The 14,248-nt window shown below is 35.2% G+C and carries 12 protein-coding genes; 9 read left to right on the top strand and 3 right to left on the bottom strand.

The window, feature by feature from the left end:
- Window positions 1-95 precede the first annotated feature (95 nt).
- The 7 genes from ACRBBL_RS07535 to ACRBBL_RS07505 all read left to right on the top strand — a co-directional run bounded on the left by ACRBBL_RS07535 (window position 96) and on the right by ACRBBL_RS07505 (window position 7,525).
- Window positions 96-1,706 (top strand): glutamate synthase-related protein, encoded by a 1,611-nt coding sequence (locus ACRBBL_RS07535; RefSeq protein ID WP_431368417.1) that lies wholly within the window; start codon window positions 96-98, stop codon window positions 1,704-1,706.
- 140 nt (window positions 1,707-1,846) lie between these two features.
- Window positions 1,847-2,233, top strand: a complete 387-nt coding sequence (locus tag ACRBBL_RS07530; RefSeq protein WP_431368416.1) for a hypothetical protein — start codon at window positions 1,847-1,849, stop codon at window positions 2,231-2,233.
- Window positions 2,234-2,258: 25 nt separating this feature from the next.
- Window positions 2,259-3,179 carry an adenylate/guanylate cyclase domain-containing protein gene (locus tag ACRBBL_RS07525; protein ID WP_431368415.1) on the top strand — a complete coding sequence of 307 codons (921 nt, stop codon included), beginning with the start codon at window positions 2,259-2,261 and terminating at the stop codon, window positions 3,177-3,179.
- Between the two features lie 24 nt (window positions 3,180-3,203).
- A complete protein-coding gene (locus tag ACRBBL_RS07520; RefSeq protein WP_431368414.1) occupies window positions 3,204-5,153 on the top strand; it encodes a thiamine pyrophosphate-dependent enzyme in 1,950 nt (649 codons plus the stop codon).
- A 9-nt stretch (window positions 5,154-5,162) separates the two neighbouring features.
- A complete protein-coding gene (locus tag ACRBBL_RS07515; RefSeq protein WP_431368413.1) occupies window positions 5,163-5,618 on the top strand; it encodes an OsmC family protein in 456 nt (151 codons plus the stop codon).
- Window positions 5,619-5,641: 23 nt separating this feature from the next.
- Entirely contained in the window at window positions 5,642-6,283 is a 642-nt protein-coding gene (locus ACRBBL_RS07510) for a potassium channel family protein (protein WP_431368412.1), read from the top strand.
- Window positions 6,284-7,525 carry a cation:proton antiporter gene (locus ACRBBL_RS07505; RefSeq protein WP_431368411.1) on the top strand — a complete coding sequence of 414 codons (1,242 nt, stop codon included), beginning with the start codon at window positions 6,284-6,286 and terminating at the stop codon, window positions 7,523-7,525. It abuts the gene before it with no gap.
- Window positions 7,526-7,555: 30 nt separating this feature from the next.
- On the opposite strand, the gene ACRBBL_RS07500 is transcribed toward ACRBBL_RS07505, so the two are convergent.
- Window positions 7,556-8,002: a type I restriction enzyme HsdR N-terminal domain-containing protein gene (locus ACRBBL_RS07500; protein ID WP_431368410.1), complete on the bottom strand. Its 447-nt coding sequence runs from the start codon at window positions 8,000-8,002 to the stop codon at window positions 7,556-7,558.
- A 60-nt stretch (window positions 8,003-8,062) separates the two neighbouring features.
- Between ACRBBL_RS07500 and holA the strand changes: the two genes are divergently transcribed.
- Window positions 8,063-9,067: a DNA polymerase III subunit delta gene (holA, locus tag ACRBBL_RS07495; RefSeq protein WP_431368409.1), complete on the top strand. Its 1,005-nt coding sequence runs from the start codon at window positions 8,063-8,065 to the stop codon at window positions 9,065-9,067.
- A 456-nt stretch (window positions 9,068-9,523) separates the two neighbouring features.
- Here the strand turns inward: holA and ACRBBL_RS07490 are convergent, their stop codons facing one another.
- A complete protein-coding gene (locus ACRBBL_RS07490) occupies window positions 9,524-10,417 on the bottom strand; it encodes a hypothetical protein (RefSeq protein ID WP_431368408.1) in 894 nt (297 codons plus the stop codon).
- Window positions 10,414-12,792: an AAA family ATPase gene (locus tag ACRBBL_RS07485; protein ID WP_431368407.1), complete on the bottom strand. Its 2,379-nt coding sequence runs from the start codon at window positions 12,790-12,792 to the stop codon at window positions 10,414-10,416. The genes ACRBBL_RS07490 and ACRBBL_RS07485 overlap by 4 nt, the downstream gene beginning before the upstream one ends.
- A gap of 174 nt (window positions 12,793-12,966) precedes the next feature.
- On the opposite strand from ACRBBL_RS07485, the gene ACRBBL_RS07480 reads away from it, so the two are divergent.
- Window positions 12,967-14,244 (top strand): eCIS core domain-containing protein, encoded by a 1,278-nt coding sequence (locus tag ACRBBL_RS07480; protein ID WP_431368406.1) that lies wholly within the window; start codon window positions 12,967-12,969, stop codon window positions 14,242-14,244.
- Window positions 14,245-14,248 lie beyond the last annotated feature (4 nt).

Genomic DNA, 14,248 nt, shown 5'->3' with positions numbered 1-14,248 from the left:
TTTTCTATACTTCAGAAAAGATTTAGCTTGCCTATAATTTAAAATATACTGAAAAACGCATAACCAAAACAACAATAAAAAGCCAACCAACATTTATGAAAAAACCAGTAGCAATTGCCCAAATAAGTGAATTAATAAACAAACAACCAGTTCATGCATTAGTCAACGGATTAGACTTAGTAATTGTAAAATTTGATGAAGATATATCTGTGCTTTATGGAAGATGTTTGCACAGAGGCGCATTAATGGCAGACGGACATGTAGATGGAGACAATCTAATTTGTGGAGTTCATGGCTGGGATTACAGAGTAGATTCAGGTGTTTCAGAATACAACAACAAAGAAGTATTACATAAATTCTCTACCAAAATAGAAGGCGATAATTTATTGGTTGATGAATTTGAAATTGACGCATACTTAGTCAACAACCCACAACCATTCAACCGCGATGAATACTTAGGTGCGTATGCAGATACACATCCAGAAAGTACAGAACCATACACAGGTTACATTAAAGAATTAGCCAAAAACGGACTAAAAAACCTCGGACATCATGGTTTCTCTGCATCTATGGGCGTAGACAGAAACACATTGCCAAAATGGAGTGACATTCAATTCTTACCAGCGCAATTAGCCTCCAGACCTTTACTAGATCATGAAGAAGTAGCAAGTAAAGTTGTCATTGGTCCAAATGCAAAAAAGCCACTAACACTCGATATGCCACTTTTTGTAAGTGACATGAGTTTCGGAGCATTATCGCGCGAAGCCAAAATAGCATTATCAAAAGGAGCAGAGCTAGCAGGAACAGGTATTTGCTCTGGAGAAGGAGGAATGCTACCTGAAGAACAATCAAACAATTCAAAATATTTCTACGAACTTGCATCGGCACAATTTGGATTCTCGTGGGATAAACTAGATAATGTACAAGCCTTTCATTTTAAAGGCGGACAAGGTGCAAAAACTGGAACTGGAGGACATTTACCAGGAAACAAAGTAAGTAAAGAAATTGCTGAAGTAAGAGGACTAAAAGAAGGAGAAACAGCTATTTCGCCAGCAGCAAATCCTAATTTCCATACGGTACAAGACTTCAAAGATTTCTCCGAGAAAGTACGCGAACGTACTGGAGGAATTCCTATCGGATTCAAAATCGCAGCAAGTCACATAGAAAAAGACATTCAATTTGCACTCGATGTTGGTGTCGACTATATCATTCTCGATGGTCGCGGCGGCGGAACAGGTTCTGCGCCAACCATTCTTAGAGACAACATCAACGTACCAACAATTCCTGCATTAGCAAGAGCCCGAAAATACATGGACAAAGTTGGCGCTACCAATGTCACACTTGTAATTACAGGTGGTTTGCGCATTGCCGAAGACTTTGCAAAAGCAATGATGCTCGGCGCTGATGCCATTGCAGTATCCAATTCGGCACTGCAAGCAATCGGTTGTTTAGGAATGCGCGCTTGCGGAAGTAACAATTGCCCAGTAGGAATTGCAACGCAAAAAGAATCGTTGCGAAGTAGACTCATTATAAACTCTTCTGCCAAGCAATTGCATAACTATTTTGATGCCACAAACGATCTCATAAAAGTAATTGCAAGGTCTTGTGGTTATGATGATATTACCAAATTCAATCATGACGACTTATCAACGTTCGATAGAGATATGCACTACTTAACAGGAATAAATTACGCTGGTATTCATTAAAAAAATAACGATTTGGGCGTTACCATTAACACTTCTGCTACGCTCAGTGTTAATGGTCAGGTCTTTCACTATATCTCCCGAGCAAATCGGGAGGATGCCGTTGCAACCCTTAACGCGGAAATCAAACAAAAACAACAACAATGGAAAACTGGTATTTACCCATAACAATCGTTCCAGGAATTGGTCTGTTAATTCTATCAACCTCTAATCTAATGGTCACCTTAAGTAGTGAACTCAACGGATTAATAATGGAAGGCTGTAAGGATCAACCTATCATCATTCGAAAATTAGTGCAATTAAAAACCCTAAATCGAGCAATGGTATTTTTCTATATCGCAGTAGCGTGTTTAGCAATTTCAGGTTTAATAGCTGGCTTAGAGCTAAGTTCAATAGGCGATAGTGCTACCTATATAAGTATCATAGGAATTGTAATCATGCTTTTAGGCTTATTCTCTTTAATAAAATATTCATACAGAGCTGTAAGCATTCGACAAGATCAATTCAAAACAAGAATCAACAACAACTAATGTTTAACTATTAGAAGCCTCCTAAATGAAAAGAACATTAAACAGAATAAGTCTATTCAAAGAAAACCAAAGTGTCAATTGTCCTATAGACAATACCATTTTAGAAGCTACTTTGGCAATGAATATCAATCATACACATGCTTGTGGCGGACAAGGTAAATGTTCTACCTGTCGTGTAAGTGTCATGCAAGGTATTGATAATTGCAGTCCAAGAAACGCTGTAGAACAAGAGATGGCTGAAACCTTAAACTTTCCAACAGAAATTCGTTTGGCATGTCAAACCAAATTAAAAGGCAATGTATCTATTAGAAGAATGGTTTCTGATAAGTTAGATATGGACATCATTTCCGAGCAGTTTTCTAGCGATTCAAAAATTGCGCTTGGAAGTCAACAGAAACTAACCATTGTTTTTACAGACATAGTAAATTATACTGCTTTCGCCGAAAAATTTCCACCATATGATATTGTACACGTATTAAATCGCTATTACCGAATAATGAATGTAATCATTCAAAATCATAATGGTATCATAAGCGATGTAGCTGGAGATGGTATTTTGGCAGTTTTTGGCACAGATAAAACAAGTGACAATTCTGTACTAGATGCCATTAATGCTATTGCGGAAATGAAAGAAAAACTAAACACATTTAATGACTATTTAGAATCGAATTTCAGTACCACTTTCGGTATTAGAGCTGGCGTTCATTATGGGAATGTAATTGTGGGACCTTTTGATACAGGCGCTATGAAAAAAATGGCAGTTATTGGCGATAATGTAAACTATGCAAGCCGCATTGAAACAGCAAATAAAGAGTTTGGAACTGAGCTATTACTTTCTGAAGATGCTTATAACGTTGTAAAAGAAATCTATCCAAAAAACAATGAATTTAAGACGAGTCTAAAAGGAAAAACTGGAACCTATAAATTATACGAATTAAAGCAATAGAATAAAACTAACAACAACTAAAACATGGCTATAACCAAAAAATGGTACAGTGTACTAAAAGATAAAAAAACATTACCAGAAGGACGTGTTCAAACAGTCACTGCTGGTCATCAAGGTATTTGTTTAACGCATTATAAAGGTAAATTTTCTGCCCTCGATAACAAATGTCCACATCAAGGAGGTCCACTAGGAGAAGGATCTATTGAAAACGGAATGTTGCGTTGTCCTTGGCATGGTTGGGATTTTGATCCGTGTACAGGAATGTCTCCTGGCGGTTATGATGATGGTATAAAAACATTTGAAGTAAAAGAAAATGGTGATGAAATTCTAATTGCTGTTGAAGAAGAAGAAGAACACCAAGATACGATTTCTGATGTGATGATAGAAACGATGGTGAATTGGGGAGTTGACACAGGTTTTGGTATGGTTGGACATTCAAACCTAGGTATTGCCAATGCCATGATGCGACAAGAAGCAAAAGGAAACTTTCAATTCTTTGGCATTCGTCATGAAGGCGCAGCCGCTTTTGCAGCTTCAGCGTATGGAAAACTAATGGGGAAACCAGCTGTAAGTTTTGGTATTGCGGGTCCTGGTGCTACAAACATGTTTACAGGAATGTGGGACGCAAAAGTAGATCGTTCGCCAATGTTAGTACTATCTGGTCAAGTAAATACGCAGGTAATGGGAACTGGCGCATTTCAGGAAGTAGACTTGGTAGGAGCGTTTCAAACCGTAGCAAACTTTAATCACAGTGTACAACAAAACTCAAAGCATAGCGAGCTTATGAGTTTGGCTATAAAAAGTGCTTTATTAAACAGAGATGTATCACACATAACGTTTCCCGATGAAGTCGCTTTTATGCCAAAACCCGCAAATGAAAAAGCACAAACTCCAGACGGAAGAATTACGCCGATGAACATTTCGCCGCCAAGGCAAATGGTTTCAAAAGCAGTCACTATGATAAAGGATTCTAAACTACCTGCTATCATTGTGGGGCACGGAGCGCGTTTTCATATGGAAGCAATTACAGCGTTTGCTAAAAAACTAAACTGTCCGGTAATTACAACGTTTAAAGCAAAAGGACAAATTTCGGATCATCATGAGTTAGGTTGTGGTGTTTTAGGAAGAAGCGGAACGCCAATAGCTTCTTGGTTTATGAACGAAAGTGACTTACTCATTGTATTTGGAGCTTCATTTTCAAATCATACAGGAATCACACCCAAAAAACCAATCATACAAGTAGATTATGATCCAACAGCATTGAGTAAATTTCATAAAGTTGATGCTGCACTTTGGGGAGAAATCTCAGAAACCTTAACAATCATAGAAGAACAAACAGAAGGAAAATTAAATACTGTAGACAGACGTGCAGAAATTGCAAAACGTTGGGAAATATGGAAAGAAGAAAAAGCAAGTCGCTTAAAAGATGAAAGCGAAATTGGATTAAGTTCTATTGCTGTGTTTGAAGCTATGAACAAAGTAGTTCCCGACAATGCTGTGATTGCTGTAGATGTTGGAAATAACACCTATTCATTTGGACGTTACTTTGAACCTAAAAATCAATCAATTTTGATGTCAGGGTATTTAGGATCTATAGGTTTCTCATTGCCAGCTGCAATGGGCGCTTGGGCTGCACAAGGAAAAGAAAGACCAATCTGGTCCGTTTCTGGTGATGGTGGTTTTGGGCAATATTTAGGCGAAGTAATGACACTTGTTAAATACAATATGAACATCAAACATGTATTGCTAAACAATTCAGAATTAGGAAAAATATCCAAAGAGCAAAAAGCAGCAGAACTTGATGTATGGAAAACGTCTTTACACAATGTAAGCTTTGCAAAATATGCAGAAAACTGTGGTGCTTTAGGAATTAGAGTTACAAAACGAGAAGAATTAATCCCAGCTTTAGAAAAACTGAAAACGCATAATGGACCAGCCTTATTAGAAATAATAACGGATGCTACATTAATATAAAATCATAAAATGGAAAACTCATATTTAGAAACTTTCAAAGCAGATGCGAAAGGAAAAGGCATCGCTACTAAAGTAAATATTATAGATACAGAATGGACAATACAAACAGACGAACCTGTTGATGGTGGCGGTACAAATACAGGACCAAATCCGATGCAACTTTTTATTGCTTCTGTAGCTGCTTGTCAAAATGAACAAGCGCAAGTTGTAGCTAAAGAACTTTCCCTAAATATATCAGGAATTGATTTTAAGGTTGAAATTGATCTTGATCTTTCGGGATTTATGGGCGTGGCAGACGATTCAAATGGAAGCTATAAAAATATACGATTAGAAGCTCTAGTATCTGGAGATGTAACTAATGATGAAGTGAAAACTTTAGGGCAAAAAGTAGATAATCGTTGTCCTATTTTAGCTTTACTACGTACAAGTGGTTGTAAAATTGAAAGTAATTGGAATGAAAAATAAATAAAACCAAAACACAGATTCGTTTGAACTATCTGGAAGAACATAAATATCTTATTGCTTTAATAAGTGTTTTTAATTTTTTACTAACACCAATATACATTGCAGCTATTGGTGCAAACCCAGCGCATATAGTTGTGATAAACTATACGCTGGTTATACTAGCTAGTTCGTTAATTGCTTCTAGCAATAAAGCGCGTGTAATAACGTATCTTCTAGGAGCAATAGTCCTAATTTGTATTTGGCTGGAATATTCTATGATAGAAAATAAAATGCTAGTCTGGGTACGTTTGGGAAGTTCTTTTTTATTGTTCTTTAATTTTTGTGTTTTATTAGTCCGGCAGTTAGTAAAAATCAAAATGGTGAACCTTCGCTTTATATTAGGGCCTTTATTGGGGTTTTTATATTTAGGAATCATAGGAGGTATTTTATTTGAAATGATATATCTTTTAGATGTCAATTCATTTCAATTGCCAAAAAGTACGTCTGGGTATATATTCTACTACTTTAGTTTTATAAGCATCACCACTGTAGGCTATGGAGATGTTACACCTTTAACGCATGCCGCACAAGCCGTAACAATGGTTTTAAATATAATTGGTCAATTTTATTTAGCAATTGTAATAGGTGTTTTTGTGGGGAAATATATTAATTCAAAATCAGCATAAATGTTCGAATCTTTCAGTATCATATTTACGATTGCCGCACTGTTTAATTTTATCAATTATAAATGGCTAAAACTGCCAACTACAATTGGGTTAATGATTTTAAGTTTACTCTTAATCATTCCAATAACATTCAGTAAAACGCTGTTTCCAGAGTTTTATACCTTCTTTTGTAATATCATTGTAAATGCTGATTTTAAAACATTGTTACTCGATGGAATCTTAAGTTTTCTACTATTTGCAGGAGCATTGCATGTAAATCTTGCCGCACTAGCAAAACAAAAAAAATCAATTTTCTTATTTGCGACTTTAAGTGTTTTGATTTCTACATTTCTAGTTGGAGGTTTAACGTTTTTTGGAGCGCAACTCGTTGGTTTAGAATTGCCATTTGTACACGCACTATTATTTGGAGCATTAATTTCACCAACAGATCCAATTGCAGTAATGGCAATTTTAAAGAAAGCTAATATTGCCGAAAGTTTGGGAATAAAAATAGAAGGAGAATCCTTATTTAATGACGGAATTGGAGTTGTTGTTTTTTCTGGAATTTTGTTGATTGCAACCGCAACAGGAGAACACAGCGCAGCAGAAATTGGAGCAGAAATTGGAACCTTGTTTTTAGAAGAAGCTATTGGCGGATTGCTCTATGGATTACTAATTGGTTTTCTAGGACTAAAGTGCATTCAATCACTAAAAGAAAATCCACAGTTAGCCGTTATGATGAGTCTTGCTGTAGTAATGGGAGGAACTACAGGCGCATTTATGCTACACGTATCTGCACCGTTGGCAATGGTTGTAGCTGGATTATTGATTGGACATAAAATACACATCAATCAAGATAAAAACCCAATACAAAAAGCGATCAATTCTTTTTGGGAAATTTTAGATGATGTATTTAATGGAATCCTGTTTGTACTTATAGGATTGGCTATTCACTTATTAGCATTTAACACAAGCTATATATTACTAGGTCTTCTTGCTATAATAAGTGTACTTCTCGCAAGATTTATTTCTGTGCTTTTACCATATTCATTATTAAAACATGAAGAAGATAAGCCAATAAAAACCATCACAATTTTAACTTGGGGCGGATTGCGTGGAGGTATTTCTATTGCACTAGCATTAAGTTTAAGCGAAGAATTATCGGGCGATTTAATACTTCATATAACGTATATTATCGTACTATTTTCAATTATTGTTCAAGGATTAAGTATTGGTAAGGTTGTGAAAAGATTATATAAGTAAAACCAATTACTTAAAATTAATAATCTTTACTTATGACTTATAATCCGGAATGTCTCTTAAAAATTGATACTGCTGCGCTTCATAATCCATCGTGCAATAATAATGATTCAATCCGTTGGTGACCATTAAGTATTCAGCATTTAAAATCATGTTGTAACGAGCAATTTGATCAAATGTTTGTTGATTGATCTTTATTTTACTGCGTTTACATTCGACCACCAAAAAAATACTTCCATCAGAATTGAAAATAACAATATCGTATCGTTTTTTTAAGTCGTTGAATATGAGTTCTTTTTCGACGTTAATCAAGCTGATAGGATAGTTTTTTTCCTGAATCAGAAATTGCACCGTATGCTGTCGAACCCATTCTTCAGGAGTTAACACCACAAATTTTTTCCGAATGGCATCAAAAATATAGATTTTATTTTCCCTATTTTTGAAGCGGAACGTATATTTTGGAAAATTCAAGAGTTCCATAAGCACAAAACTAACGATTCGTGCATCGAAAACCAATACTATTTCGTATTTGTAAAAAGAATGGAAGAAGCTAAACAGATTGTCGTCGATATACAGAAAGGAAATATCAAACCTATTTATTTTTTAATGGGTGAAGAAGCCTATTATATTGATAAAATTGCGGAATATATTGAAGCAAATGTATTGGATGAAGCGGAAAAAGGATTCAACCAAATGGTGTTGTATGGACGCGATGTTACTGTAGATGATATTGTAGCAAACGCAAAACGTTATCCGATGATGGCAGAACGCCAAGTGGTAATTGTGAAAGAGGCACAAGATTTGTCGCGCACGATTGATAAATTAGAGGCATATCTTTCAAATCCGCAACCTACAACGGTTTTGGTAATTTGTTATAAGTATAAAAAGATTGCCAAAAATAAGAAGTTGTACAAAGCGGCGAAAAAAGCTGGCGTGATTTACGAAAGCAAGAAATTGTATGAAAATCAAGTTGCTGACTGGATTCGTAGAGTATTGGCAGGAAAGAAATACCAAATTACACCGAAAGCTGCACAAATGTTGGTGGAGTTTTTAGGAACAAATTTGAGTAAGATTGATAATGAACTTGAAAAGTTGAAATTGATTTTACCAATTGGAAGTGAAATCACACCAGAAGCTATTGAAGAAAACATCGGAATTAGCAAAGATTATAACAATTTTGAATTGCGAAAAGCCATTGGAGATAGAGATGTAACCAAAGCATTCCGAATTATCACGTATTTTGCTGAAAACCCAAAAGACAATCCAACAGTTGTTACGGTTTCGCTATTGTTTAATTTTTTCTCACAGTTACTGCAATATCATGGTTTGCGCAATCAAACTCCCAAAAATGTAGCTTCTGTATTACGCATTAATCCATACTTTGTAAAAGAATACCAAGCAGCAGCACGCAATTATCCAATGAAAAAAGTGAGTGGAATTATAGCAACTTTACGTGAAATGGATGTGAAAAGTAAAGGTGTTGGCGCAAGTAATTTACCAAATGGAGACTTGTTGAAAGAGTTGATGGTGAAGATTATGAATTAAATTAGATCGCTTCGCTGTTAGACCGCTGGCGCTTTTGGATCGACTTTGTCTCTTAGATCGCTTTGCTCTTAGATTTTTAGATTGTTTCATACAGTATTTGAATTTTGATTGAAACTTTATCGTACATTTTTAAATTAGCAAATTGATACATTTAATTTGATCGCCTCGCTTCGACAGGCTCAGCGCAGGCGCTTTTGAATCGCTTCGCGTTGATACTTAAACAACTCAAAACGTCACTTCGAGTGGTTTTTCGTAATAAAATGAAGAAAAATTGTATCGAGAAGTACTTATTAACTAATTCGATATAAGAAAATTGCATATTTGTTTCAAAGCTGTTCTCGATACAACGAATCACAGATTCGTCACTCGAACTGACGTTTGGGTATTTTCAAATCAACAAATCCACAAAAAGTAAGCAATAACAAACAAACTCGCGCAGACTGAGCGGAGTCGAAGTCAAGCCGCCGTAATATCCACTTGAAAATTCTTCTTCATAAAATGTCCAATCATTTGTCTTGCCAAGCCTAAATATTCTTGTGTTGGTTCTAAAAAGCTTTGTAGAGCTTCCATTTCGCGTTGCAAGACTTTTGCAAAACGTTCTGAACGTGTAGCATCGTTTATAAAGTCATTGTAATTGAAAAAAGCTTCTTCTACACGTTGCATTTGTGCGCTTATTAAAATGGCTCTTTTCTCTCTTTCTATCACCAAAGGCACACGTTGTAAAGCAAATACTTTGATTGATGCTAATGCACGTTGTTTTAAGAATTCTTTTCGTTTATTGGATTTAATTACGCCCGAATCAATATCATACTTAAAATAATCTTCGGGATTTTCAATACACGGATTTAATAACAAACGTACTGTTTCTTCTTCTGGAAAGCTATCTTCTGGCGATCGTGCTCTTTTGGCTTCATCAAATAAAGGAAACTGGTTCATTTTTCCCATACTTTTGGCTTCTTCTACAGTTGCCGTAGCTTGTTTTGACTTCTGATTACAGTTTCTACATGACAGCAATAAATTTTCCCAATCGGCAGCCAACCAATAATAGCCAGGTTTGGAATTGCCTGTAGCTTTCAATTCTTCAATTTCTCCTTTCGGACGAAAATGCTCAATATCGCCAACATAGGTTACCAAAATATCACTTTCGCAATAGGCACACTTTCCTTTCCCCATTTTTATCAACGCTTCTTTTACTGTAGCATGACTGTACACTTTGAATTTAAAGGGTTTCTTTCGCTTTTCAGGATCTGTGTAATGCGCAATGGCTTTGTCTAATTCTTTTTTCAGTTTTTCACTTCCATCTTTAAGAATCTCTGGAGTTTTAACCGAAGTTCTATCAATGAAAATCATAATTTATTCTTTGCTGAGATATTTTTCCAAATATCTTGTACTTTTAAAATGGTTTTTTCTTTAATATCGTCGTCTACAATTTTGAGTTTCTTACTCTTCATTTTTTTGGCGAGTAATTCATCAATTGCATGATACATCAAGTCTTCACGAGCATCTTGTCCTAAACGTTTTTTCTGTGGAAGTACTTTTTGTAAGGCTTCAATCTCTTCAATTTGTTTTTTGGTTCTGTCTGCATCTTCAATAGCGAGTAATTCATAGTAGCGTTCAAATTCTTTTTCAGTATTGGAATCCATCGTACTATTCAATCCAAAATATTCAGACGTTAATAATTGATCAATTCGTAAAGAGCTAGGATCAGGCAGATCGCTTATGGCAATAATTGCATTATCTTCATCACGTTTTAAAACGACTACTTCATGTTCTTTTAAACCACGTAAACACAAAGGTTCGTGTGTGGTAATGATGAATTGAATTTTAGGGAACGTATTACGTAAACGTTCAATAATTTCCATTTTCCAACGCGGGTGTAAATGTGTGCCAATTTCATCCACTAATACAATTCCTTCTGCCAATTCGTACACTATATTTTCTTGCGAAAGCGTATAAATCATATCAATAGCCACAGCAAAAATAGATTTGTAACCATCGCTTAAATGTTTGATGTTTATTTGATCGCCCGAATGATGGTATTTAATATAGATTTCTCCTTTTGTAGGACTTCTTTTGATGGAATCTAAATCATCTAACAGTAATAAATTCTTCAGTGTTTTAGAAACTTGGTTGAAGGTTTTTCGATTGCTATTTAAGAACCAATCATTTGCATCTGATAAAGAAATAGAAGCATCAAACAGGTTTTTAATCTTTAAATAACTCGGATGATCTTTTTCTGGTTGCAAATTCCCAATCGGTAACAAACGTGTTGAACCATAGCCAATTATAAACGCTGGTGGCTTTTGAATACTTGCTTTTATTTCGTTTTTTCTTTTGTTGAATGTAACGCTATATTCTTCTTCATTTCCTTTACCAAATACCTTAATATGACCACTTTGTTTGCCATATTTCAGTACATCTTCCACTTCAATACCAAGAACATCTAAATACTCTTGTCCCATTAAAGCAATGGCAATCGCTTTGAGGACAGAACTTTTTCCAACACCATTTTCACCTAAAAATACGAGCCAAGGTTCTTCACTTGTATCCTCTGCATAGCTTGGTAGTTGTAAGGTTAAATCGGAAAAACATTTAAAGTTTTTCAATACAATTTTATCGAGATATACATTCTTTAAAATGCTAGCGTAATATTTATCGTCCTTCTCCTTAAAAATTGCTTTTTTAACTTTTGGAGCTTTTGTTTTATCTCTTGATAATCCTTCTGCTGTTTCTTCTAGTGGAAAAGACATGGATTCAAAAATATCGCCACCTTTTACACTTTGTTCCGCACTAGGACTTGGCGGCATTTGCGATTGTATTTGCTGTTGCTGCTGATTTTGATTGAAATATGATTGATTTGAATCAACTAAATTAGCAACAATACTATATATTTCCTTATCCTCTAAATGATGCTCTAAAAGTGCTTTTCGAAATGCTAGATGATTCTTTTTAGAGTTTCCGACTAATATATCATTCCAATTATCGGCAATATTTTTACTAATGTCACTTTTCTTACTGTTTCCCAACAACATTTCAACGTCATGTTTAATTTCGGTGGCAATATATTGTCGGTCTTTAATCAAATCTTTCCGATTGAGCCCAAGAATTTGAATAGTAGCTTCAGCTTTTGTATTTAAATTTTCTACATGTTTTCCTAAGACTTTATTAGAACTTAAAAAAGAGTCTTTTTCTAATCGCGTTTTAATTTCATAAGTATCAATATCAAATCTGAAATAACGATTTGGATTTCCCAAACATGGATCAATTAAATAGGCATTTTCTTTATCTGAAATTTCTATAATTGCTGTTTTAATAGTAGCTCGCTTGCCATTTACAGGAAATACATTCGATTTAAAACGTTGACAACTGTGACAAATCATATATAAATTTTCCCATTCATAGGTAAGCCACCAATAATGATCTTGGTCAATTTCTTTGCTGTCAAAACCTTGTGCATAATTCATAGGGCGAAAGCGTTGTAAATAGCTTTCATACCCTGGTTTTCCTCTCCGTAAAGCCGATTCACAGAAAGCACATTTATGATCAAAAAGTTCTGCTAAGGCATCAGGAACTTCACTTGGCAAATACCCTTCTGTAAAAGTACGTTGCGCGCGTGAGTTTTTATGCAGTTCATAAAACTCATGTATCTCTTGTTGCAGTCGTTCATATTCTTTGGAAGAAAAGAACTCTGGCTTTGCAATTTTATGTCTGTCTATTTGTATCAAAATGAATTAATTTTTTAGGTATATAGTCATTTTATGTATATAAAGTACGTGAATATTTCATAAAAAGTAAAGAAAAGACAGGAAATACCGTGTTTTTCCCCTATGCTATTTTTTGATTATTTGATACATTGTGTAGTGTAATTTATTCTTGTAAATGTCTTATAAAATAAGCGTATGAAAGCGAAGCAACAGTCTGATCAAAAAGAGAACACCTCTCAAATTATACAGCGTAAAGACAAGAATTCGTTTGTAAAATCGAAAGCCGATGCAGGTAGTTTTACACCGCCAACAAAAGGAGTTCAGAATAAAAGCTTGCCTAGTGGTTTGCAATCCAATATGGAAAGTTCATTAGGTCAAGATTTTTCGAATGTAGGGATTCAGACAAATTCTCAAAAGGCAGTACAAATGAATGCACGCGCCTATACACAAGGAGAGCAAGTACATTTTGCTCCAGGCGAGTTCAATCCAAATTCAACAAAAGGAAAAAATTTAATAGGGCATGAGTTTACACATGTAGCTCAACAACGTGCAGGTGTTGTAAAACCTACAAAAATTTTACAAAAAGGTGTTGCTATTAATGACAATAAGAGTTTAGAGAGAGAAGCAGATGTTTACGGAAAAAAAGCTGTTAAAGGAGAATCAGTTTCTAAATACAGAGGCTCAAAAGCTTTATCTTCCAGTGTTTCACAAACAAAGAAAAGTGAAAATAAAATGAGCTTATCAGATAAACTTGTAAACACATTTTCTCCTGTACAAATGCAAAGCACCATTGTTCAATTTACATTGTTAAGCGATCTAAGAACAACTTTTAATGGAACATCTACTCCAAGTCCTGCAGGAATTATTACAACAATCAGAGCAGCTTCAGTAGCGGAACGACAAGCCGTACTAGGAGATTCAGGAGTTATGACATTAATTCGGTCTAATTTAGTTGCTGATGATGTGGCAAGAATAATGTCAGAACTTATGGTGGGTTCTCAAGAATGGGAAAATCCGAGAGGATCTGATTTTTATAAATATTTTGTGGTAAATAAAGGAACAGGAGAATTGCCAACAACAGATTCAATGAATTGCTGGGAAAGTATTATGTATGCAGCGTATTTGGCAGGGCAAATTGATACGAATTGGATTTATGATTTTTATAATAGGGCAGGAGTAGTTTTAGGAACTCCACTTACATCTCCAAATCCTACACCACAAGTTTGGGCAGCATTAGGTTGGACTTCTGCATTGCCAACGGCTAATAGTTCAGGAGGCTCTACTGGTCCATCGGTAGGAGATCTTATTTTTTATACACCTAGTGGCGCATCAATGCCAAGTCATGTAGCTGTTTATGTAGGTAATGGCGAAGTTATAAGTTTATGGAATAAACCTAACGGTGTTGATACAGTACAACGAATTTCTATTACAGCAATAGGTGGAACAATCCAATATGGACCAAAACCTTGGTAAAGAT

Origin of the sequence: Kordia sp. (genome assembly GCF_050633145.1) — a bacterium.
Classification (GTDB): domain Bacteria; phylum Bacteroidota; class Bacteroidia; order Flavobacteriales; family Flavobacteriaceae; genus Kordia.
The sequence above is the reverse complement of the archived record's forward strand: the minus strand, read 5'-3'. Positions and strand labels throughout refer to the sequence as shown.